Source organism: Ktedonosporobacter rubrisoli (assembly GCF_004208415.1).
GTDB classification, from domain to species: Bacteria; Chloroflexota; Ktedonobacteria; order Ktedonobacterales; family Ktedonobacteraceae; genus Ktedonosporobacter; species Ktedonosporobacter rubrisoli.
Window position 1 is genome coordinate 2,324,692 of the sequence record NZ_CP035758.1, and the last position, 21,672, is coordinate 2,346,363.

18 protein-coding genes and 1 pseudogene are annotated in these 21,672 nt (G+C 52.0%); 7 read left to right on the forward strand and 12 right to left on the reverse strand.

From position 1 onward, the window contains the following. Positions 1-80: 80 nt before the first annotated feature. The 4 genes from EPA93_RS10665 to EPA93_RS10680 all read right to left on the reverse strand — a co-directional run bounded on the left by EPA93_RS10665 (position 81) and on the right by EPA93_RS10680 (position 8,066). On the reverse strand, positions 81-1,835 hold the full coding sequence (locus EPA93_RS10665; protein WP_129887241.1) for a CocE/NonD family hydrolase: 1,755 nt from the start codon (positions 1,833-1,835) through the stop codon (positions 81-83). 184 nt (positions 1,836-2,019) lie between these two features. Beyond that, the gene (locus tag EPA93_RS10670) at positions 2,020-3,693 is read right to left on the reverse strand and encodes an FAD-dependent oxidoreductase (RefSeq protein WP_129887243.1); all 1,674 of its coding nucleotides are present in this window, start codon (positions 3,691-3,693) and stop codon (positions 2,020-2,022) included. Positions 3,694-3,865: 172 nt separating this feature from the next. Continuing rightward, positions 3,866-7,096: a winged helix-turn-helix domain-containing protein gene (locus tag EPA93_RS10675; protein WP_129887245.1), complete on the reverse strand. Its 3,231-nt coding sequence runs from the start codon at positions 7,094-7,096 to the stop codon at positions 3,866-3,868. Positions 7,097-7,277: 181 nt separating this feature from the next. Then, the gene (locus EPA93_RS10680) at positions 7,278-8,066 is read right to left on the reverse strand and encodes an amidohydrolase family protein (RefSeq protein ID WP_129887247.1); all 789 of its coding nucleotides are present in this window, start codon (positions 8,064-8,066) and stop codon (positions 7,278-7,280) included. 411 nt (positions 8,067-8,477) lie between these two features. Here EPA93_RS10680 and EPA93_RS10685 point away from each other — a divergent pair, with 411 nt between their 5' ends. The 4 genes from EPA93_RS10685 (at position 8,478) to EPA93_RS10700 (ending at position 12,204) form a co-directional block, all read left to right on the forward strand. Further along, a complete protein-coding gene (locus tag EPA93_RS10685) occupies positions 8,478-9,776 on the forward strand; it encodes an MFS transporter (protein ID WP_129887249.1) in 1,299 nt (432 codons plus the stop codon). 187 nt (positions 9,777-9,963) lie between these two features. After that, on the forward strand, positions 9,964-10,365 hold the full coding sequence (locus tag EPA93_RS10690) for an NUDIX hydrolase (RefSeq protein WP_129887251.1): 402 nt from the start codon (positions 9,964-9,966) through the stop codon (positions 10,363-10,365). Positions 10,366-10,685: 320 nt separating this feature from the next. Next, complete coding sequence (locus tag EPA93_RS10695; protein WP_129887253.1) at positions 10,686-11,468, forward strand: TaqI-like C-terminal specificity domain-containing protein; 783 nt, start codon at positions 10,686-10,688, stop codon at positions 11,466-11,468. Between the two features lie 322 nt (positions 11,469-11,790). Continuing rightward, positions 11,791-12,204, forward strand: coding sequence for an ASCH domain-containing protein (locus EPA93_RS10700; RefSeq protein ID WP_129887255.1), 414 nt, complete (start codon positions 11,791-11,793; stop codon positions 12,202-12,204). Positions 12,205-12,298: 94 nt separating this feature from the next. Here the strand turns inward: EPA93_RS10700 and EPA93_RS10705 are convergent, their stop codons facing one another. The 4 genes from EPA93_RS10705 to EPA93_RS10720 all read right to left on the reverse strand — a co-directional run bounded on the left by EPA93_RS10705 (position 12,299) and on the right by EPA93_RS10720 (position 15,029). Then, entirely contained in the window at positions 12,299-12,670 is a 372-nt protein-coding gene (locus EPA93_RS10705) for a VOC family protein (protein ID WP_129887257.1), read from the reverse strand. 264 nt (positions 12,671-12,934) lie between these two features. Next, entirely contained in the window at positions 12,935-13,312 is a 378-nt protein-coding gene (locus tag EPA93_RS10710; RefSeq protein WP_129887258.1) for a sigma-70 family RNA polymerase sigma factor family protein, read from the reverse strand. A gap of 110 nt (positions 13,313-13,422) precedes the next feature. Continuing rightward, positions 13,423-14,157, reverse strand: coding sequence for an SDR family oxidoreductase (locus tag EPA93_RS10715; protein WP_129887260.1), 735 nt, complete (start codon positions 14,155-14,157; stop codon positions 13,423-13,425). 62 nt (positions 14,158-14,219) lie between these two features. Beyond that, a complete protein-coding gene (locus EPA93_RS10720; RefSeq protein ID WP_129887262.1) occupies positions 14,220-15,029 on the reverse strand; it encodes an alpha/beta fold hydrolase in 810 nt (269 codons plus the stop codon). A gap of 130 nt (positions 15,030-15,159) precedes the next feature. On the opposite strand from EPA93_RS10720, the gene EPA93_RS10725 reads away from it, so the two are divergent. After that, positions 15,160-15,804 (forward strand): TetR/AcrR family transcriptional regulator, encoded by a 645-nt coding sequence (locus tag EPA93_RS10725; RefSeq protein WP_129887264.1) that lies wholly within the window; start codon positions 15,160-15,162, stop codon positions 15,802-15,804. 39 nt (positions 15,805-15,843) lie between these two features. On the opposite strand, the gene EPA93_RS10730 is transcribed toward EPA93_RS10725, so the two are convergent. Both EPA93_RS10730 and EPA93_RS10735 read right to left on the reverse strand, forming a co-directional pair. Then, positions 15,844-16,218 carry a TniB family NTP-binding protein gene (locus EPA93_RS10730; protein WP_129887266.1) on the reverse strand — a complete coding sequence of 125 codons (375 nt, stop codon included), beginning with the start codon at positions 16,216-16,218 and terminating at the stop codon, positions 15,844-15,846. A 33-nt stretch (positions 16,219-16,251) separates the two neighbouring features. Next, positions 16,252-16,554, reverse strand: coding sequence for a TetR/AcrR family transcriptional regulator (locus EPA93_RS10735; protein WP_129887268.1), 303 nt, complete (start codon positions 16,552-16,554; stop codon positions 16,252-16,254). 172 nt (positions 16,555-16,726) lie between these two features. Between EPA93_RS10735 and EPA93_RS10740 the strand changes: the two are divergent. Next, positions 16,727-17,383, forward strand: a pseudogene (locus tag EPA93_RS10740) (nitroreductase family protein). A 276-nt stretch (positions 17,384-17,659) separates the two neighbouring features. On the opposite strand, the gene EPA93_RS10745 reads toward EPA93_RS10740, so the two are convergent. Together EPA93_RS10745 and EPA93_RS10750 are read right to left on the reverse strand one after the other, a co-directional pair. Then, positions 17,660-18,403: a CPBP family intramembrane glutamic endopeptidase gene (locus tag EPA93_RS10745; RefSeq protein ID WP_129887270.1), complete on the reverse strand. Its 744-nt coding sequence runs from the start codon at positions 18,401-18,403 to the stop codon at positions 17,660-17,662. Between the two features lie 224 nt (positions 18,404-18,627). Beyond that, positions 18,628-19,191 carry an ArsR/SmtB family transcription factor gene (locus tag EPA93_RS10750; RefSeq protein WP_129887271.1) on the reverse strand — a complete coding sequence of 188 codons (564 nt, stop codon included), beginning with the start codon at positions 19,189-19,191 and terminating at the stop codon, positions 18,628-18,630. Between the two features lie 390 nt (positions 19,192-19,581). Here EPA93_RS10750 and EPA93_RS10755 point away from each other — a divergent pair, with 390 nt between their 5' ends. Further along, positions 19,582-21,456 (forward strand): ABC transporter ATP-binding protein, encoded by a 1,875-nt coding sequence (locus tag EPA93_RS10755; RefSeq protein WP_129887273.1) that lies wholly within the window; start codon positions 19,582-19,584, stop codon positions 21,454-21,456. Positions 21,457-21,672 lie beyond the last annotated feature (216 nt).

Consider the following 21,672-nt stretch of genomic DNA (forward strand, 5'->3'; position numbering starts at 1 on the left):
CAGCTGCTCGAAGCCAAGATCGGGCAAATACTGCTCAATTCAAATGCATTTGGCAAACAAAAGATTTGCGAAGTCAGTGCTCAGGTCCGTTCAATCATGGGCAAAAGCAGGTGTGAAGCGTGATGCTGATCGTGATAGACGTAGTTAGTGGCTTGTACGAGATTCTCTGTGCTTTCCATATAGATGTTGCCGCCGGTATTTGTGTTGCGATCGAAGCGCGGGAAATTGCTGCTGGAGACTTCCAGACGAATACGATGGCCTTCCTTAAAAAGGTTTGAGGTCGCGCCAAGATCGAGATGTAGCTCATAGATCTGGCCGGGCTCCATAAGGACTGGCGCGGCCAGCGATTCGCGATAGCGCGCCCGCAAAATGCCATCAGTAAGGATCTCGGCGCGACCATCTGGATAGACATCTACCAATTTGCCCGTGAAGTCAGTATCGCGAGCCGAAGAAGAGATGTACAGGATCAACTCAAGCGGACCAGTTACCTCAACTGGCTGCCTGAGCGCCTCACTTGTATAGCAGAGCACGTCGGCGCGCTTCTCTACGTCCTGCTGATCGCGTGGCCCCCAATTGAATGGGCTCTTGGTCGTTTCTTGTATCAGTACGGCACCACCCACCGTGGGAACCGGGTTGCGTGGATCGTAGCAATAGACATCTGCCGGCTCTTCCAGGGGTGCCGAAATGGAGAGAAAACCATCGCCTGTTGCCCTATTGGCCCGGCCCTGACTATGCAGGTAGAAAGGACGATAGCGCGTATCAGGCAGGGGCCAGGCGTCCTCATCCCGCCAATTATCGGCTCCCATCACAAAGATGCTGACAGGTTTTTCCTGCTCAACCCCATTCTCAATACCTTTGAGCCAGTGCTCAAACCAGCGCTGCTGAAGCGCGGGCAAGTTGGCGAAGACGCTTGCCTTGGGCCCGTAGTGACGCTCGGGGAAGTTTTCGGGAAAGTCGATATGCGCCCAGGGGCCAATAATCAGGCGGGCTTGTTGACGAGCCAGGGCACTGCCGCCTTCCTGCTTCATCCTTTGATAGTGCTTGATGACGTGAGTGAAGAAAGGATCAAACCAGCCGCCTATATTGAGCGTTGGAACTGTGATGTCCTGATAGGACTTCGGCTGCGTGGATTGATTCTTAGCCGCCTTGCTAACGCTTGTAAGCCAGTCCTGATAATAAGGAGCTGTATCCCGCAGCAAGGGCATATCGGCTAGTGGAAGATGCTCATATTGCTGCTGCATGCTATTTAAGGCTTGCATAATCCCCTGCACATCTGCCTCTGTAGCCCGGCCTTGCGGCAAGCGGCGTTGCACTTCAGCAAGCGCACCGTCATGGAACGCCCACCACAGAAACAGGCCGAGCAGGAACGCGCCGTTTTGATAGAAGTAAGTTAGGTTGAAAGGCGCATGCATAGGTGCAATAGTGCGCAGGGCTGTCGGTTGCTCTACCGCTGTCTGCCACTGGGTCAGAGCCTGGTAGGATTCGCCAAACATACCTACCTTACCATTGCTCCAGGGCTGGCTTGCGATCCAGGCCAGCGTATCAAATCCGTCAGTTGCTTCGTGTTCGCCAGGGCTGAAAGTTCCTTCAGAGGCAAAACGGCCTCGCGTGTCCTGTACGACGATGGCATACCCATTCTGCAGCGCCCAGGCTGCATCAAAATTGAGGATCAGAAAGTAAAGGTTTCCCTTGTCATAGGGCAGGCGCGTCAAAAGGGTTGGAACTGCTTCCTCGTTGTCAGGACGATAGACATCGGTTGCCAGCCTGACGCCATCGCGCATTGGCACCATAATATTCTTTTCTGTAATAACTCCCTGCTCAGGAATAATCTCCATCTATTTGCTCACTTTCTTTGCTTGCTACTTATTAAAGTAGGCTTGGGCTATGGTAAATTTATATGAAGTCGTCGGCTTGTCAGAGCCAGCATGATGCAGCCGTGGCCCGAACACGTGATATGCCATTGGGATGGGATCGTTTACTCAGCGATCCCATCCTGAATGCTTCAGATCAGAAAGAATTTTATTCCCTGCCGGTTGAGACACGACCCAATATCCGGGTCAGCACATGCTCAAGCTCTTGCTCAGGCTCTGGGGCTAGTTGCTCAGCGCGCCAGGCCACAAAGCCATCAGGGCGAATCAGCAGTGCTCCAGATGCGCTTATGCCACAGGCTTTAAGCCAGCGTTGTTCAGGATCAAGCAGCTCACCGATAGGGCCAACACGATAGGCTTCCAGCTCAACGCCTGTATGGGCGGCAACATTCTGTGCGGCTCCAAGCCAGCCAGAGCCTTCGGGACCACTGAGGAGCACGAAGCCACGGCCTAACAAATCGAGCGTCGAGATGCGTAGGCCCTGCTTCTTGACCCATACATGAGGTGCACGTGTGCCGGGTCGTCCATCACGTTCCGCTGGCTCGCCTCCTGCTTCGTCGCCTATAATTGCCGAAGAACGATACTGATAGCTCTCCAGCGCCCTGCGTGCTAGTAATTGACTGCTTGTCTTCTTAATGGAGAAGAGGCCACTTTCGTCAGCAGCATCAGCCGACATTTCAGCTGCGGCCCAGGTAATCGGGTGGCGCTCGCTTGTATAGGTATCCAGCAAGCTCTCTAAGGCCTGACCCTTGAGAACCGAGGCTAGCTTCCAGGCCAGATTGCTTGCATCAACAATCCCGCTATTTCCTCCCTGACCGCCATAAGGCGGCATCTGATGCGCGGCATCACCAGCCAGAAACACCCTACCATAGCGAAAATCATCGGCCACGCGCATCGCGCACTCCCAGGGTAGGATGCTAAGGATTTTGATATCGAGCTCAGGCAAGCCCAATATCTGGCGTAATAGATTGCAGCAGCGCTGCGGCGGAAAATCCTGAGGCGTCTCACCCTGATCAGGGGAGTATAAAAGATGGAAGGCCCAGCGATCAGTATTGTTGATAGAGGTGAGTAGACCGCGAATTTCCGCATGCTCGGCCAGAAACATGCTGAACTCGCGTCCGCGCACCAGCTGGCTTAGATCGGCCTGGAAAAGGATATTGAGAAAGTGACCAAGCGAACCGCGGCCGCTGGTTGGGGCTTGCAAGGCTTTGCGAAGCGGGCTGCCCGCACCATCAGAGGCTATCATATAATCTGCACGGATAGTATAGCGTCTGCCGCTGCTGCGCTCAACAACCGTGGCTGTCACGCCTTCCGCGTCCTGCGTGAAAGAAACCAACTCACTATTGAATCTCAGATCTCCTCCTGCCCTGCGGGCGGCCGCGAGCAACAGCGGTTCGAGCTTGTCTTGCGTAATGCGATTGCCCTCAATAGGAGCCTGGTTCTCCTGCTCACCTTGATTAGCTTGTCTGAACATGGCCATAATTTGCTGGCGTCGTTCGGGGGTAAAATCCTTCAGGGCTTCTATCAATGTTTCACCCTGTAGAAAACCAAAGCTAGGGGCAAGATCAGCTCCCGCCTGGCGGATTTCTTCTTCTAATCCCAGCGGACGGAAGAGCTCCATCGAGAGCCCATTGAGGCCGCGTGAGCGTGGGTGAATAGAGGTGCCAATGTGCCGCTCAATTAAGACAGGTTTGATACCTTGTTGGAGGAGAAACAGAGCCGCAGACAAGCCAACAAGTCCGCCTCCAGCAATCAGTACAGATGTTTTCTCAGAATTGAAGCTTGTATTATTTAGCTCATTGTTAGTAGAGAGATTGTTTGTCATATTGTTTCTTTTCCTCACGTTAATAAGTTGGTGTTTGCTTGGCCTGGCTCTAGTGTAGAGGATATCTGTAGCAAGGTCATCACCCACCTGGATAAGGTTAGAGGATGATTTTAGGGGGTTAAGAAGTTGAGAGACGGCGTATCCTGCTGAGTAGTGAAGTTACGCGTGGTTGCTAGATGAGATCTAGGAGCCGAGCCACCTCGCTGGCCTCCACGCGATTATTTACCAGCAGCTTGCGGTAAATGCTCTGGACATGGGCCTTCACAGTATTGACGGTAACTACTAGCTCAGCTGCGATCTCGGGATTGCTGCGTCCGGCAGATAGCAAGCGCAACACGCGCTGCTCCTGCGTACTGAGCTGATCAATAAGCTGTGAGCCCGGTGCAGGCGCGCCAGGATGATTGCGCTCCTGGGCGAAGGCATGTAACAAGCGACGAATGTAGGTAAGCAGCGTAGATTCATGTACAGAGGGTAAAATAGATTGTAATAGATTGGCCATAGCCTCTCCTTCATTGAGAAAGAGGCGTTGATAACCTTCGGTATATGTGCAGGCAAGTACTGTATAAAGCATTTCCCTGGCCCTGGCCGCCTGTTTCTCGGCGGCGTAAACAAGTGCCATGAGGACTTGGGTCTCTAGCTCCTGACGCTTGCGCCCATCTGCCCGCGCCGAAGCCTGTAAGCGCTCTAGAATAACAAGAGCCTCTTGAGGTTTCTCCTTAGCAAGGAGCCAGCGAGCCATAAAGAACTCTTCGCGCTCCTGTTGGGGTAGCATAAACTCAGCTTGCTGATCAGTGACGATGAGCGCGGCGCTGGCAGATCTGGTGGTCTCTTCCTTGAGATGGCTTCCCCACAGGCTCTCAAGCGCTGGCAAATTCCCGCTGGCTAATAAAAGCTCGGCCTGCAGGGTGTGGGTTGCGCGGCTAAGCAAAGAGAGCATGGGCCAGCGTGCCGGGATAGCCATTGATAGGTAAGTGAGGAGATCGTTACAGCTTTGTAGCGCCTGCGTAGTAGCCCCGCGTGCATGCTCAATCGTGGCCAGAATAAGGCGGGCTGTGGCGATAAGGTGGGTAACGGCAAGCTGCTGGCCGCACTCAAGAGCCTCCAGCGCTTGCTGCTCTGCTGTGGCTAGCTCATTCCATTCATAGGAAATCTGCGAGAGACCGAGCAGCGCATCGCAGATATCATCGTTATCGTTCTGTTGGCGGGCCTCAGCTAATACCTGCTGATAGTGCTCGGCGGCCTGGTGTAATTTCCCTTGTTCAAAGCTTATCCGGCTCCAGAGAACCCTATTAGCGCGCAGAAAGGCATGATGTTCAGGCGCTCTATGGAATGTGTGGGCCTCTAAAAGTAGACGGTTGGCCTCGTTGATGTGTCCTGCTAATAGCTCTCCCATGCTCCGCAGATGGAGACTACTATAGCGCAAAGAGTGCTCTTCAGATGGTAATAGTGTCAGCGCTTGCCGGCTATAGTTTAGGGTTCGATCCAGCGTGCCGAAGTATACAGAGAGCAGCGCGCGAATGGTGTAGACCGCACCAAGCTGAGCCGTATCCCCTTCGCGCTGCCAGCCGTCCTCTGCCATCTGAAGATATTTCTCAAGCCGATCTATGTATTCCGGGGAGGGCTGTTGAGGCTGCATAATAAGACTAAGTAGCAGGGCGACAGCATAACTGAAGCTGAACATAGGATGGGCACAAATAAGCGCTTCCGGGAGCATTCCTAGCCAGCGTAGCAGTGTATGTAGCTCTTGCATTGATGGCAGAGCTCCCGGGGAGAAGCGGGCAATGTGGAGAAGGAAGCGCTCAAGCTGCTCAACCATGTATTCGGTATCCTGCGAGGCCAGAGCCGCTTCAACGGCTTCTGTAAGCATCGCGTGGGTTTCGTACCAGCGGCTTGCTAGCCTGAACAGGTTTTGCAATGCCTCTTCCCCTAGCCGCCGGCGAGCTTCAACGCGCATAGCTTCGGCAAAGAGAGCATGGTAGCGGTACCAGGGTTCTGGCCCCTCAATCGATTCCAGAAAGAGCCCGTCCCGCTCTAGCGCATCGAGGAGGGCTTCACTATCCTGGCGACCCGTGATGGCTGCGCACAAGGAGCTATGCAGGCGAGTTAAGATGCTTGTTTGCAGAATAAACTGCTGTAGCGGCTCTGGCTGAGCATTCAGAACTTCGCTAACAAAATAGTCCTGGATGGGTCTGTGCTGGCCGCTCAGATTGGCCAGAGCCTGTTCAAGGGTGCGTTGGCTCTTTTGTCTCTGCCAGGAGAGGGCGAGCAGACGTAAGCCAGCAGCCCAGCCTTCAATGCGGCTATCAAGCTGGTTAAGCGCCTCCTCTGAGAGTGATTGGGCGACAGTCTGAGCGAGAAAAGTGCTGGTCTCCTGCCGTGAGAAGCGCAGCTCACTTGTTTGTAGCTCATAGAGAAAGCCGTTGGCGCGTAAGCGGGCGAGCTGCATGGGTGGCTCGCTACGGGATAGAAGCATGAAGCGCAACTTCTCAGGACGATGATCAAGAAAAAAGCTGAACGACTCGTGAATCTGGGGCGAGGTAATCACATGATAATCTTCTAGCACAAGTAGCCCGCTTAGCGCGCTTCGCCCCAACTCGTTCAAGAAGGACGTAAGCATCTTTTCCAGCGAAAGGAGCTTAAAGGGCGGCTGGAAGAGTAGCTCTAAAGGGGATGGCATGGACTTCTCAGTTGGAGCCTGAAGGGATTGGCAGGCTGCGATGATGTAGTGCCAGAAGCGTAGCGGGTCATTATCTCCGGCATCTAGCGAGAGCCAGGCTACGGCGGGGAAGTCCTCGTCTGTATCGTGGGATGCGATCCACTGGCTGACCAGCGTAGTCTTGCCGGAGCCAGCTGGTGCACAAAGTAGTATAACGTTGTAGGCGAGGGCTTCGTCAAGGCTGACCAGCAAATGCGGGCGCGCGATTAGGGAACGAGCAAGGCGTGGTGGATGGAGTTTAGAGGCCAGCACTGTTAGCTGGCCCGGCTGAACAGAAGTGTTAAGAGGAGTCTCTAATGGCTCGGAAGTATCTTCCTGTGCTCTATTCTCTATCGCGAGGCTGGAGGCAGATGCGTCCTTGGGATGGCCTGGCAGCAGCGTAGCAATCTCTTCCAGGCGCTCAGTCGTAAGATCGGTCGATCTGCCTATATAGCGTTTCGTGATGCGCCCCTGGAAGCGGCGATAGCCATACCAGTAAGCGCCCCTGTTTTGTACCTTCTCTTTGCGCACTGTGTAAGCTTTACCGCATTTGCCATGGAAAGAGAATGAAGTAATGCTCTCAAGCCAACTGAACCAGGCCTGACTATCCGGCAAGGGTAAGCTGGAGCTTGGCTGGCCCTCGACATAAATTGCGTAGGTATGTGTTTCAGGTAGCCAACTCAATAGATATGTTGTATGCCTGGGCATACCTCTTCCTCTCTGTTCAGAAGCCTGGTAAACTAACGGCTCAGCACCATGCCTGCAAGTGGATTGGTCTTCAGGATATAGTCTTGCTTTGTTACCTAACTCGGCTATACGCGAGCCATTATACCACAAGAGTTATGTTACATAATGCCGATTCAGCATCCCTTTTGCCTCTTCAAGAGAACTATCTGGTCACCAATCTTGCCATGTTTTCGCCAAGGACCAGTTTTCTAATGCCTGGGTCTGTAGTGGCCTGTTCGACCATAGTCCGCGCTACCAGCGGATTGCCATAAGGAGCATCCGAGCTGAATAGCGAGCGCTCTGGAAGCTCGCGAATCGCCAGCGTTGGTGCAAGGGTAGTATATGTCGCGGAAAGATCCAGGTAAGTTTGAGGAAGCTCTTTTGCCAGTTTGATGGTCTCTATCCAGTTAAGGCCGCCGAGATGCCCAAGGATCAGCGGGACACTTGCATAGCGCTGGCTCAGCCTGATCAAGGCGCGGATATCTTCAAGGGTGAGCGGGATGAAGGTATGCACCCAGAGCGGCAAATTGCCAGTCTCACTGGAGAGCGCGAAGATCGGTTCCAGCAAGTCGATCTGACCAGGGGCAAGGGTAAATTCGCCGATACCGCGCATGCCTGGCTCAAGCACATATTTTTGCAAACATTCTGCAGTAGCCTGGTGGGTGAGCCCCACTGGAACTCCGCCAAAGCCAATAAAGCGCGCTGGATAAGCTTGGACAATCTTGATATGCTCTTGTGCAGAGCGCTCGAAAGTAGCTTGGCTGCCATTCCGTTGTCCTGAGATAATAGCGGTTAGCGTGGCCATCTCTTTTTCAAATGCTGTCAGATCGCTTGCCCTTTCCGGATGAACACTCGTCATAAAGAGAACCGTGCGTTCAACCCCCGCCTTTTCCATCAACGCTAGCTGTTGCTCAACGGGCAGGATCACATGAGCATGGCCATCTATAATCATCGTTTTACTCCTTTTGCTGATCAGAACTGCTCTATACCTATGCAATGCGTTTGACTTACTAACTGAGTGAAGCATACACCTTGACATTGGTGTCAGGGTCAAGAGGTGTGGGGAAAGGACTTTTTATTCAGACTTAGTGTTCTGTCAAGATTTGCGTGACGGGTGAAATAAGCAGGGATACAAGGGGCAGCGCACACGGCAATCTCTGCTTGAGAAGCTACCGCTAGCTTATGGTTGTGTAAATAGTTATTTTTAAAGCGATATATAATCTCATCAATACTGTGATTTATGAGAGTGAGAAATTGCGAATCGAGGCTGGGAAATATGTAATTGTTGTATAGTAAGAAGTACTACTATAGTTATTCTAGAGGTATGGGGAGAAGTAGTGCTAGATAAGGAGTAACAACTATCATGGAACCAAAGGTGGCGGCATCCGAAGGCGCGCTGGCACCGGGACGCTGGACACGTATTATGCCGGTTGTGTTTATTACCTACAGCCTTGCCTATCTCGACCGTGTAAACTACGGCTTTGGTGCTGCAGGGGGATTAGAGAAGACCCTGGGCCTTACCGCTAACATCTCAGCATTATTAAGTGCCCTTTTCTTTCTGGGATATTTCTTCTTCCAGATCCCGGGTGCCAACTATGCGGCGCATCGTAGCGCGCGAAAGCTTGTTTTCTGGGCTCTGATCGCCTGGGGAATATTTGCTTCTCTACAAGGAATCATTACCAACGTTCCCTTGCTTATCATTGATCGCTTCTTGCTGGGCGTGGTTGAAGGCGTAGTCTTGCCGGCCATGCTCGTCTTCCTGATCCACTGGTTCACCAAAGGGGAGCGTTCGCGCGCCAACACATTTTTGATTCTTGGCAATCCAGTGACAGTATTATGGGCCTCTATTGTTTCGGGTTATCTGATTCAGTTGCTTGGCTGGCAATGGATGTTCATTCTAGAAGGCATTCCTTCTATTATCTGGGCCTTCATCTGGCTGCGCATTGCCAATGATCGACCAACGCAGGCCAAATGGCTCCCACAGGCGGAGGCCGAGGCACTTGAGCGCGTACTGGACAAAGAGCAGCAGGGCACGAAGAGCGTCAAGAATTACTGGGCCGCCTTTCGTGAACCTGGCGTAATCCTGCTTGCCGCGCAATACTTCTTCTGGAGTATCGGTGTCTATGGTTTCGTGCTCTGGTTACCCTCAATTATTAAAGAGGGATCGAAGCAGGGCCTGGGCATTACTGGCTTGCTTTCGGCCGTGCCTTATCTGCTCGCGATTATATTGATGGTGATCGCTTCGTATTATTCTGATCGCACGCTGCAACGTAAATTGTTTGTCTGGCCCTTTTTGTTGGCAGGAGCTATCGCCTTCTACATCTCGTATGCGATTGGGGCTTCTAACTTCTGGCTCTCTTTCCTGCTGCTAGTGATAGCCGGTGGCTGCATGTATGCGCCGTATGGTCCGTTCTTTGCCATCCCGCCCGAGATCCTTTCGCGCCAGGTCGCTGGTGAAGCGACGGCCTTGATTAATAGTATGGGGGCCCTGGGTTCTTTTGTGGGTGTTTATGTCGTTGGCTATCTCAATGGCGCGACCGGCGGCAATGGGGCGAGCTTCGTTTTCATGGCTGCCTGCCTGTTGCTGGCGGTAATCCTGACAGTACTGGTAAGGGTGCCGCATGGCCTGACAGCGACTTCGGTTGCGACAGAACAAGGGTGAGACGTGTGAACCAGGCCTGATAAGCTGAATAAACTTTGGCGGATTGAGGGACTGGAAGCTACTTTTCGGGTCCCTCACAAGGAGGATGTCAGCTCACGAAAATGGCTACTTCAAGGCGATGTATAGCTTGCCTGGAAGCTGGAAGATAGCTATACTATACTCGACAATAATTGAAAGAGGATTTTCAATGCCCAACGTTATTGATAAACTGGCCTGGATATATATCGAGAATAAGCGCCTTCTTTGTACGCGCTCAAAGGGCAAGGATACCTGGTATATTCCTGGGGGAAAGCGCGAGCCCGCTGAAACTGATTGGCAAGCTTTGCGGCGAGAAGTCAAGGAAGAGCTGGATGTTGAGCTGCGCCCGGGGAGTATAAAGTTCTTTGGAAAATTTGAGGCTCAGGCTCATGGGAAAGCGGAAGGTATCCTCGTCCGTATGACTTGCTATACGGCTGAGTTCGCGGGAACGATCAGTGCCTCCTCTGAGATTGAAGAAGTATGCTGGCTTCCATATGCTGATCGCGAGAAGACTTCTCTGGTAGATCATTTGATCTTTGATGCCTTAAAAGAAAAGAACATGATTGATTAGAGCGCGGTTTCTAGAAGAGAAAATATCATGTGACGTGCTGCTATTGTTCTGCATTTGAGCGATAAAAATTCCTGGCGCTTTTCCTGCATGCCATTACCTGGTGGATACATAAGTATTTCTTATAGTCATAAAAATCGAGAAGATCCATAAAATCTGCAGGTCAGGCTAATCAAGCTATGAGTGTTATTCTATTTTTCATGATAAGTGAGCTCTTTCTGGCTCTATCTGCTATACTGGCGGCAGGAAAGCTATAACATAGCTGATACAATGTAAGATGAAATGTTTTTTGCTTATTTGTTCAGGTTTAAAAGGATGTTACAGTGGGAACGCGACCCTGGATACTCAATTTAGCGAATGAGGAGCAAAATCTACTGTTACGCCTTGAGCGTACCTTTCCATTTTTAGAGGAAGTTGGATGTAAAGTTGGCATAGGGGTCGTATCCGGGTGTGATAGGGTTTATATAAGCAAAGAAGAAAACCTCTTTATAGAGGAAGATCGCAAACTTCCTCTTGTCACAACAGAAGATATCAAATCTGGAGAAATTAGATGGTCCGGCAATGTCTTAGTGAATCCATTTGATGATGCTGGAAGGCTTGTATCTCTTGATGCATATCCTGAATTAAGGAAATACTTTCTTTTGCATCAGCAAGCAATAAAAAATAGACATGTTGCCAGAAGAAAGACTCATGACTGGTACAGAACGATCGATAAGGTAAATATTTCCCTGAGATCTCAACCCGAGCTCATGATCCCGGACATCAAGGGAGAACCTTTCGTTGTATACGATAAAGGTGCATATTATCCCCATCATAACCTCTACTTTATTACCTCAACAAGCTGGGATCTTCATGCCTTAAAAGCTGTGTTGCAATCAGCCATTGCTACTCTGTTTATTGGGGCTTATTCAGTAAAAATGCGAGGAGGATACTTTAGATTTCAAGCTCAAAATATCCGAAAAATCAGATTACCATACTGGGAAAATGTTCCTGAAGATGTGAGGGTCCAGTTGATCCAGGCTGGGAAAAATCAAGATATAGCAGCATGTAATGAAGCGGTCTTTCAGCTCTATGATTTCAGCATGCTGGAAAGCCAAATCTTTTGACTGAGAGGTTGTATGACGCTGCTACAACTCTTCTTTCATCTGAGGATAAAGGGGAAGAGGGAGAGTATAGAGAGCTAAGCGAGGCAAGCAGCTGGCATCAGTGGATTGTTTCTCTTGCTGCTCATGTGGCTAGTGTCGCGGCTAGCTTGCCCCCAGGGCAGAATCAAGTTTTACCTCAACGGCAAGCTTTGCAATTCGCAGATGATAATGTTGAAATATAGTACCAGACTTTGTTAAGAAGGCATTGGCACGAGATCTGTGCCGGTGAATACATAATGCTCTGTTGGTCTATGTTAAAGCGTAAGTTTTCAGGGAGAAAGTTATGCATATTTACGAACATAAGTTAGAATTTGGTTGGGAGGGCGATAATGGTTTGGGAATGCGCTTGATTCAACAAATTCTGGATGGTAAGAAGACAGCGACCTGTGCACCATTGTTTGGATATACACAGGAAGAGATAACAGAGATTTTTGCGCATAAAGGCGAATTAGTGACGGTCACCGATAAAGAGCAGAGGCCCTGGTGCAATGTGCGCATGGTTGATATTTTCCAGACCACCTTTGGCAATCCTGATCCACGCCTGGTGAGAGGTGAGGGAAATGGAGAGAATAGTGAGGAGTTCAGGCAGGAGCACCGCAGAGATTGGAAGGATTGGTTGGAGGAAGAGGGATATACGCTTACTGATGAAACCATCCTGATCGTTGAGGAGTTTGAGCTGATCGAAGCAGCAGAATAGCAAGAGACGCTTGCGCGTTGACTTCAGGCTTCTGTAGGATTCTCTCAAAACCGATCTATCTTGCGTGAAAGATCGGTTTTGAGAGAGGAGATTTTTACGAGGCGGGCGCCCAGATACCATATTCGTTATTGTCAAGATCGCTAAACTGAGCCCATTTGCCCCAGGGTTCGGTGGCCAGCTCGTGAGTAATAGTAACCCCACGCTCTTTAAGCTTTGCGCAGGTTTCCTCGATGTTATCGGTATGCAGGATGAAGCCAGTCATACCAGTTCTGTCGCCCCAGCCCTGATTACGCAGGCCGAGTATGATATGGGTTTGCGAGCCGGGCAAACCAACTTCTATCCAGCGCTCAGTCTCACTCATGGGCTGATCGTCTATCGTTTCAAAGCCTAATTTGTTTACATAAAAATCGAGGGCCTTGTCCTGATCGCTGACTCCTACGCTAATTGCGCCTATTTTGGTGAACATCTCTCGATCCTTTCTTGTGCCTCTATGTGTTGACCTGGTTCCTAAGCAATCAAGTTGAATTTAGTATACTTCTGACGACCCGGGAAAACTTCTCGGATATTGCCCAATTGTTAGGATGCATAAAAAGGACGATTTTGAAACTCATTTAACTGTCGATTTTGCACTCCATCAAAGGGAATGCGGGCCTCTTGGCCTCCCTCTGTTAATGAAGACGAGCATGGGCTTGATTGCCGAACATGGACGCAGCGTTTGACGGGCGACGGCTCAAGAGGAGGGAAGCACCACCAGGCGCAACTGGTGCAGGTGTGCAGGATCGGCGACCACTTCAATGGCAACAATCTTGCCACACCCGAGAGTGAGACGCAGGAGGAGGAACAGAGACCATCCACATGGGGCCAGAGGATCGGCTATCACAATTTCCACAGCTCCGTCCACGAGTACCAGTTGTGCGAACTGAGTGCGTTCCAGGAGAAGCTTGAATGCGCGGGCTGTGGCCTGGGCACCACGGATCTCCTTGGCCGCACCTCGGGATACGGCTGCGCGGTCGGTTCGGACTACGACATTTGGATCGAGCACTGCCAGCAGTGCGATGCGTCGGAAGAGTGACGAGGGAAGCCCAGCTGATGTGATAGGGAAACGCACTCTTGCACATAAAGCACCAACTGGGCGACCCGTCAAGATGAACGCGAAAAGTCAAACAACAGATGAGCCTCTCGTCTAGACGTGAAGGCGTCCTGATGAAAGAACAACATCTAAAGGAAGAGAGCTTTTTTCAAGTTCTCTGTATAGACCTCCGCCACCTGCGTTTCTACCGCCTCCAGAATCTTTTCGGCGACAGACTCGGCGCTCTCGACAGGCATCGCACTGGCAGGCATCGAAGCGGACTGGCGGCCTTCTGCGAGGGCGTTGAAGAAGTTGGTTGCGGTCACTCCGGGATAAACCAGCCCAAGGGAAATGTTGTCGGCAGCAAGCTCCTGGCGGCCTATGAGTGTAATGGCGTTGAGCGCGTACTTGGTGGAGGCGTAGGGACCGACGGGATTCGTCCTGTATTTCTCTGGTGGCAACTTCGAAGTGCCTGAACTGATATTGATAATCACGCCCCCTCCCTGAGCTCGCATGACGGGAATAGCCTGTTGCATCGCTGCGATGACGCTGACGACGTTTAATTCGAAGACGGAGCGATACGTCTCTAGATTCACCTTCTCGATCGGGACCATGAGCCCCTGCCCGGCGTTATTGATCAACACGTCAATGCGCTTATAATACTCCTGCGTTTGGGCCACCATCCGTCGTACCGCGGCCTCATCACGCATATCGGTCGGAACCGCCAGAGCTTCCGGCAATTCTGAGGCAAGCTGTTTCAACTTTTCAGCTGAGCGGGCTGCCAGAGCCAGCTTCGCGCCCCTCTGGGCAAACAGACGAGCCGAGGCCCTCCCGATCCCGCTCGAAGCTCCAGTAATCAAGACCACTTTTCCTGCAATCTCCATACAAAGGTTCCTTTCACACTTCTCTTTCTTATCAAAGGAGTTCTTTCTTGCCGACAGGAAAACTATCGGTGGCCCCCGATGAAGGTGCTGACAATCTGAAAGAACTCCTCTTTCTTTTCTTCCTCGATCAGGTGGCCGCAGTCGGGCACGACTACGAGTTCGGAGCCTGGGATCGCGCGGGCAATTTCTTCCGAGAGCGGCAAGGGGGTGCAGAAGTCGTGATCGCCACAAACAACTAGCGTCGGCTGCTGTATCTCACCAAGTCGTCGAAGTGCGTCGTGCGCCATAATCATGTCAATGCGCTTCAAGGCGATCTCACGGTCCTCCGGTTCCGCAGGTTGCACTGCCGCTCGTTCGATCCACTCCATCACCCGGTCGGGATGCTCGCGCGTGTATTTGGGAGAGAAGAGAAAGAGCGCATATCCTGAAAAGAGGGTGTGCCTGTCCCATTCGGCTGCCATTTTGCGCCGCACCTCGAACTCGCGCGTACTAAAAGCATCGAAGTGGGCGAATGATGCGACCATCGTGAGGGTGCAGACCGTCTGCGGGTGGTCCAATGCCATGTATTGCGCAATGGCTCCGCCGGTTGACGCGCCAACTACGTGCATCGGACCCACAGCGAGATGCTCAACCAAAGATGCCATGTCGGTTGCGAGTTGCACCGTCGTGTGGCCTGATCGCGCATGCGTGGATTGTCCCGTGCCCCGGTGATCTGGCACGACAACGTAATAGTCTGTGGCAAATCGATCGATCTGGGTGCTCCAGCTTTTTCCCGAGCCACCCAGGCCGGACAACAACAAAACGGGAGGATTGGTGGGATTTCCATAGACCTCGTAATAGAGCGAGATTCCCTGTGTGTTTAGTGTCGCCATAATTGTCTCCTTCTTGATCTTATTGTTTTACTAAAACAAGTATAACTTGCTTTAAAAAAAGTATACCAGAGAGTGATAGAAAAAGCAAGTGACACTTGTCTTTTCTTCCACTCTCTGGTATACTATCGCTATGAAGAAGCATCTTCCCGTTCCTGCCCCCAAAGAGGAGCAGAGAGAAGCAGAACCGAAAAAACGCCCTGGAGGGCGAAGCGCACGTGTTCGACAGGCCGTGCTTGCGGCCACACTTGAGCTGTTACGAGAGCGTGGCTATGAGGGGATGACCACCAGAGACATTGCTGCGCAAGCAGGGGTCAATGAAGCCTCATTGTTTCGCCGCTGGGGAACCAAGGCAGCGATTGTGGCGGAAGCGTTGCAGAACTATAGTGCTTTCTCTACACCTACGCCTGATACAGGAAGCCTGCAGAGTGACCTGCTTGAACTGCTGTGTGGGATCATTGCACGCATCCAGACACCATTGGGACAGGCTATCTCTCAGATTGTCGTAGGTCACAACAGCCAGCCGGAATTAGAAGACGTGCGCCATGCCTATTGGCGCGATCGCCTGAGTAGAGCCAATGCGATTGTCCAGAGAGCCAAAGAACGTGGAGAGCTTTCTGAGGAGGTCGATGCTGCTTTTCTTGTGGAAGCCGCGATAGGGCCACTCCTGGCTCGTTCACAGGTCACCGATCGTCCCCTGGATGAGCACTTGCCTGAGCAGATTGTCGCGCTCCTGCTCTATGGATTGACCGGAAGTACTCGTCACACTGATTTCTAATGGGGGCTCACCCTTCAAACCTCATCAAGATCGTACTTCTCAACCTGGCCCGATGATCAGATTCTGCTGTGCGGTCTCAACAACGTCTTTGGTCACGATCTGTGTCTGATTTGCCACAAGGACATGCTCCACTTGCATCATCAGTCGTTCGATCAAGCGGATATTCCCTCGCGTAATGCGTAAGATGGTGGCAATAGCCTCTTTCTTCGTAAAATCATCGGAAAAGGCTTTCACTCGGTGGCTCCAGCGCTTTTCCAGAAAATCGCGTGTCTCCTCGTCTGACAGCGGCTCCATTTCATGTGCGAAGCCAACTCGTGAGTAGAGTTGTGGGGCACGCATCAGACGTTTTTCCAGACCTGGCATCCCAAGTAAAACAAGACCAAATACACCTCTATCAGCGAAATCACGCACCACTCTAAACCAGCATCCTTTCATATGTTAGCTTCATCAACAATCAAGAGCTCTATCAGATGAGAAAAACGGCGCGTGACCAGGAACTCTTCTTTGCGTTTCTTCGGAACTTTGAACCGTGTGAGCTTCTTCGCCAAGCTCGTTCATCATGGCCTGCACTGCTTCCTCGAAAAGTTGTTCAACCAGATCATATTTATCCTGATAATAGCGATAGAAGCCAGCCCGACTCACCATAGCGCGTTCCGCAATCTCTCCCACGGTGAGCGCTTCAAAGTCACGCTCCTCGATGAGATCGATCAGGGCAGCTCGTAGGAGCTTGCGAGTGCGTAAAACGCGCAAATTGAGACATGTTACCTTCCTTGTCGAAGCTGAGACATCTCGCTCCGATTGTTTCTTGCTTCTCGCCTGTCGTCAGACTACACTGGAGGAGGACAAGGGATCAGTTCCATCCTGCCATATTCCGACGTCACTGTCAACAAGCCATCTGAATGATCTTGAAAGGAATACACTCATGCCTCTGCTCGACCTTTCCATCGATGAACTGCTCACCACCACCCGCACCGTACGTAAGCGCCTGGACCTGACGCGCCCAGTCGAAGCGAAGGTCATCATCGAATGCCTCTAACTCGCCGTGCAGGCTCCCAGTGCGGGCGCGAAACAGAACTGGCATTTTCTTGTGATCACTGAAGCGGCCCAGCGCAAGGCCTTGGCGGATCTCTATCGCAAAGGAAGGGAAGTCATTCAGGAATACGTCAAGCAGCGGACCGCTGATGTAGCCCTCTTAGCTGAGGAGCAGGCAGCCATGTATGCCAGAATAGCCACATCGGCGGACTACTTGCTTGAGCATCTCCAAAACGTCCCTGTCCATGTCATCCCTTGCATGCAGGGCCGCAGCGAACACCTCCCGGTCGTCCAGCAAGCCGGTCTGTGGGGATCAATCTTGCCAGCCACTTGGAGCTTTATGTTAGCCGCACGTTCGCGTGGCCTGGGGACAAGTTTAACTAGCTACCATCTCTTCTTTGAGCGAGAAGCGGCTGAGGTGCTGGGTATTCCATACGAGCAGGTGATGCAAACTGCGTTGCTTCCCGTAGCTTATACCCTGGGCAGCACGTTCAAACCCGCTGAGCGCAAGCCGCTGGGCGAAGTGCTCCATTGGAATCGCTGCTAGCGAATCGCTTGGCGCATCCTTCGGTCACGATCCAGGTGATCCCGGCATCTGTTCTCTCAGTCCCTTTCCGGAAGGGAGGAGTGGCTGCTCTGGTTCAGCACCTGGGCCACGTGGGGATACTCTCCCATCAAGGAACAGGTGCGCTTCGCCCGCGCTCGCTTTGGCAACTATGACCTCATCTATCAGCCACCTTTGCTTCCTCTTTTGGCTTTGACCTCCTTGCCCCCGCCTAACTCTTCCACCGATCGCTACAAGCGGTGTTCCCTTTGGAGAGTATTAAGGAGACACCACTATCGAATCCATGATGGCATGCGTGATCATACAGAGCGTGACATTGCGGCGCAGCACATAGAGCCCTACAAGTACCAGGGTGCCCACACCAACAACCGTCAGGGTTCGTGCCAGCGAAGCACTGCCGCTCAGGTAGTGGCCGCCCACAAAGAGGGCATAGGAAACTATGGCCGCAAGCCACGGCCGATTGAAGATGCGGATGAGGCACTCCATGAGCAGGCCCCGAAAGAACAGCTCTTCATATATTGCTGCGTTCGCAATAAGATGGAGGTGGCCAGCTAGACTAAGCGATGTGATAATCTGGCCAGTAATCGAACTCGTGTCGGCCGGAACTCCAAAGGCCGTCAATAACAAGTTCAATCCAGTGTTCAAAGCAAGCCCCAGTACTCCAAGTCCCACCGCCAGCGCTACATCGCGCCAGCGTAGTGAACGGATGCCCAGAAATGATAGTGGTTCGCGTAGCACTACAAGCACAAACAGGAGCAATAGCACGGCTTGCAGCCAGCGCACCACCAGAGCAGCGGCGAAAAAACGCTCGAAGTTACTGGCTGAAGCGCTGAGCAAACCAATAGCATGCAAGGCCGTATCGATCGGCGCTACTGCCGAGCGGGGAGTAGGAAGAATAAACAGAAAGGTCCCAAAGGCGAGAGCGACGACGGCTTTAAACTTCTGATTGGACAACAAGCTAAGCACGCGTGTTGCCACTGCTGGCTGTACTTTATTTTCCATGGGATGCGCTCCTTTCCCACGTCCCTGTGGAGGACACCCTGGATCTGGCCCGGGCCGCCAATTTCGGCAGTTGACCTTTCTGGAATATACCTGATGACAAGACTACAGTATGACCTTCCGTCTCGCAGACATGATGTATCATATTGGAACTCCTTTTCCTGTAAAAATTGTGCGAGATGGGGCATACCTGCTTCGGCTGCATCCCCCATCTCGCGTATTTCAGCTTATGCTGAATCTCCCCCGTTTGTGGACGGCTTGCGAGCTTGCAGATCAACCAGGGCGAAGACGACGCGCGTCCAGGTCCCTTCATCATCTGGCTCCTCTTGCGCCTTACGTAAAAGTTCAAGAATGTGGCCGCGCAGCTCAGCTAGCTCAGCCTCCTTCAAACGGAGCGTGGTCCGGACTAGCGAGATATCCCGTCTCTCTCCGGCTTCCTGGGCCGCTCCCGCCGTAGCAATATCGACCTGTGTGGCCTCAAGTGAGGCACTCAGGAAGTGCGCGAGCTCTTCGGGCGTGGCTACATCTCCGGGCGGTTCTACTTCCGTTGGGCGATAGATGCGCTCAACCTTGCCACCTGAAAGGCGGCGGTACTCAGCAATCTCGATGAGCTTGGCTTCTTCGAGCTGAGTGAGATGATAGTAGAGCCGGTCAGAGGGCACCCCGGTCCATTCGGCAAGTTCTTTGGCCGATTGGGGACGTTCCCAGAGAGCTTCGAGCAAGCGAATGCGCAGCGGGTCCGCCAGCGCGCGATGCGGAGAGCGCCAGCCAGAGGTACGTTGTTTTGCCATGCGGTAAGCCTCCCATATGTATCTATATTGTAATATATTCCAATCAGTGGGGAAAAATCAAGTATGCAGGACCAGTTATGTGCAACTCATGGAAATGTTCGGCTTAAACTGCCTGCCCTGGTCTTTGCTGTTTGGCCAACAGGTAAGTAGGCTTTCATTGTTCTCACCAGGCTTTTAAGATATTTACTGTGCCATTATAAGCTGCTCTGTGGTAAAATTTCCATTGCCTAAAAATTAAGGCATAGAGGACACATGGCAAGTTCACTCAATTTTTGGAGCATTATGCATATATCTGGTGGATGGTTAGATGCTAGCTCTCCTGAACTGAAAAGCTTGCCGACTGCTTTGAGCGCGTTGTTGTGTATGTTTAGCCAGCGGGGAAACCTCTAGATGTATATTTCTCCTTTCAAACAAGAACGAGAAGATGAGGCACATTCACTCAAAGAGCAGATACGGAAGTGGTGGCGCAACCTGCACGGAGCCGTGGTTGGCAGTGCGCGGGTATTCCGCCTGGTCTGGGGAACCAGCCCGAAACTTACCATCGGTATGGCTCTTGTGACCATTCTACAAGCTTTGCTGCCGGCTTCGACAATTTATGTCAATAAGTTATTGTTGGATACTGTAGAGCACGCCATCGTACGTCATAGCGAGATAGCGCTTGCTATTCGTACGATTATCATCCTGGCCATAGTTCAGCTTCTCCTCAATCTGGGTGGCAGCCTCTTGAGTACGTTGATGAACATCTTTCAGCAGGCCTTACAGGACAGAACGTCCAACCATGTACAATACCTTTTGATCCAGCATGCGAATACGCTTGATATGGCCTTTTTTGAGCGATCCGAGTCCTACGATAAGCTTCATGAGGTGCAGCGGGAGGCACTTTATCGCCCGGTGAATATGATCTCAAGCACCTTTGGCCTGATTCGTAGCCTGGGGACCTTCTTCTCGATGGTTGCTCTGCTGGTACAATTGCGCTGGTTCCTGGCTGTACTGGCTCTACTGGCGCCGGTTCCGGCTTTTATCTCTGATGCGCGCTATGGCTGGAAGGGTTTCAAGCTGGCGCGTAGCCAATCGCCTTTGCGACGTATGATGTATTACCTGGTAAATTTGCTTACCATCGATGATTATCATAAAGAGATCAAGATTTTTAGCCTTGGTGATTTTTTCGTTGCGCGCTTCAAAGATCTGGCGCAGCGCTTTATGCAGGAGAGCCAGCAACTGGTAACGCGCCGCTACCTTGCCGGTTTTTTCTGGGGGATGCTTACTACGCTTACCAGCAGCGGCACTTTTCTCTACGTCGCCCTGGAGGCGATATATGCTCACATCTCGATTGGCGACTTGACCCTTTATACGCAGGCGGCCAACTCAGTACAGAGCAATTTTCAGAATGTGCTAAGTGGCCTTTCATCGATGTATGAGAATAATTTGTATTTAAGCACTCTCTTCGAGGTTCTGGAGATGAAGCAGGAAATTCCTGTTCCAGCTCAGCCGCGTCCACTGGAACGCCCCTTTACCCAGGGCATCGAGTTTCGCAACGTGACGTTCCGTTATGAAGGTAAAGAGGAGCCAGCCCTGAACAATGTAAGCTTTAAGCTCAAGGCCGGCGAGACCCTTGCCATCGTGGGGCGCAATGGCGCAGGGAAGACGACGCTTGTCAAGTTGCTCACCCGGCTCTATGATCCGCAGGAGGGGCAAATCCTTGTCAATGGGCACGATATTCGTGAGTATGATCCCGAGGATCTGCGCTCGGAAATCGGGGTCATCTTTCAGGACTTTGTGCATTACCAGTTGAATGTGCAGGAGAATATTGGCGTGGGGCGCCTGGAGTTCATCGAGGATCGCGTGCGGACTACGCAGGCGGCGGAAAAGAGCGGCGCTACAGAGGTCGTTGCTAAATTGCCCCATGGCTTTGATACCGTGCTGGGGCGCTGGTTTGAGGAGGGCCATCAGCTCTCAGGGGGAGAATGGCAAAAAGTGGCCCTGGCGCGCGGCTTTATGCGCGATTCGCAACTATTGATACTAGATGAGCCTACGGCGGCCCTTGATGCAAAGGCCGAGTATGATCTGTTTGTGCGCATGCGCGAGCTTACGCTCAATCGTACGGCAATTTTCATCTCGCATCGATTCTCAACTGTGCGGCAGGCCGACCATATCCTGGTAATTGAGCGCGGACATCTTATCGAGCAAGGTTCACACGAGGATCTGATGACTCTTGATGGCCGCTATGCCGAGCTATTCAATCTGCAGGCCCTGCCCTATCGCTAATATGGCCTGTATATACATGATGAGCGTCAGTAAAGCGTGCTTAGCGTAGATCTCTGGCGTGATTGCACGGGCGGGAAATAGATACGCCATGAGGCAAACCCTTAGCACATTAGCCTAATGTACAGTTGCTCGATGCTGTTCACTGCGCTGGGCTTGCCAGCCTTTGGGCTGCCCTGCTCGCCCCTATCGGTTGGTAGGTGGCGGCAGGCGCTCAAT

What these genes read in the sequence shown, in the direction of transcription:
- EPA93_RS10665 (WP_129887241.1), bottom strand. Translation starts at nt 1,835, where the DNA reads ATGGAGATTATTCCTGAGCAGGGAGTTATTACAGAAAAGAATATTATG.
- EPA93_RS10670 (WP_129887243.1), bottom strand. Translation starts at nt 3,693, where the DNA reads ATGACAAACAATCTCTCTACTAACAATGAGCTAAATAATACAAGCTTC.
- EPA93_RS10675 (WP_129887245.1), bottom strand. Translation starts at nt 7,096, where the DNA reads ATGCCCAGGCATACAACATATCTATTGAGTTGGCTACCTGAAACACAT.
- EPA93_RS10680 (WP_129887247.1), bottom strand. Translation starts at nt 8,066, where the DNA reads ATGATTATAGATGGCCATGCTCATGTGATCCTGCCCGTTGAGCAACAG.
- EPA93_RS10685 (WP_129887249.1), top strand. Translation starts at nt 8,478, where the DNA reads ATGGAACCAAAGGTGGCGGCATCCGAAGGCGCGCTGGCACCGGGACGC.
- EPA93_RS10690 (WP_129887251.1), top strand. Translation starts at nt 9,964, where the DNA reads ATGCCCAACGTTATTGATAAACTGGCCTGGATATATATCGAGAATAAG.
- EPA93_RS10700 (WP_129887255.1), top strand. Translation starts at nt 11,791, where the DNA reads ATGCATATTTACGAACATAAGTTAGAATTTGGTTGGGAGGGCGATAAT.
- EPA93_RS10705 (WP_129887257.1), bottom strand. Translation starts at nt 12,670, where the DNA reads ATGTTCACCAAAATAGGCGCAATTAGCGTAGGAGTCAGCGATCAGGAC.
- EPA93_RS10715 (WP_129887260.1), bottom strand. Translation starts at nt 14,157, where the DNA reads ATGGAGATTGCAGGAAAAGTGGTCTTGATTACTGGAGCTTCGAGCGGG.
- EPA93_RS10720 (WP_129887262.1), bottom strand. Translation starts at nt 15,029, where the DNA reads ATGGCGACACTAAACACACAGGGAATCTCGCTCTATTACGAGGTCTAT.
- EPA93_RS10725 (WP_129887264.1), top strand. Translation starts at nt 15,160, where the DNA reads ATGAAGAAGCATCTTCCCGTTCCTGCCCCCAAAGAGGAGCAGAGAGAA.
- EPA93_RS10745 (WP_129887270.1), bottom strand. Translation starts at nt 18,403, where the DNA reads ATGGAAAATAAAGTACAGCCAGCAGTGGCAACACGCGTGCTTAGCTTG.
- EPA93_RS10750 (WP_129887271.1), bottom strand. Translation starts at nt 19,191, where the DNA reads ATGGCAAAACAACGTACCTCTGGCTGGCGCTCTCCGCATCGCGCGCTG.
- EPA93_RS10755 (WP_129887273.1), top strand. Translation starts at nt 19,582, where the DNA reads ATGTATATTTCTCCTTTCAAACAAGAACGAGAAGATGAGGCACATTCA.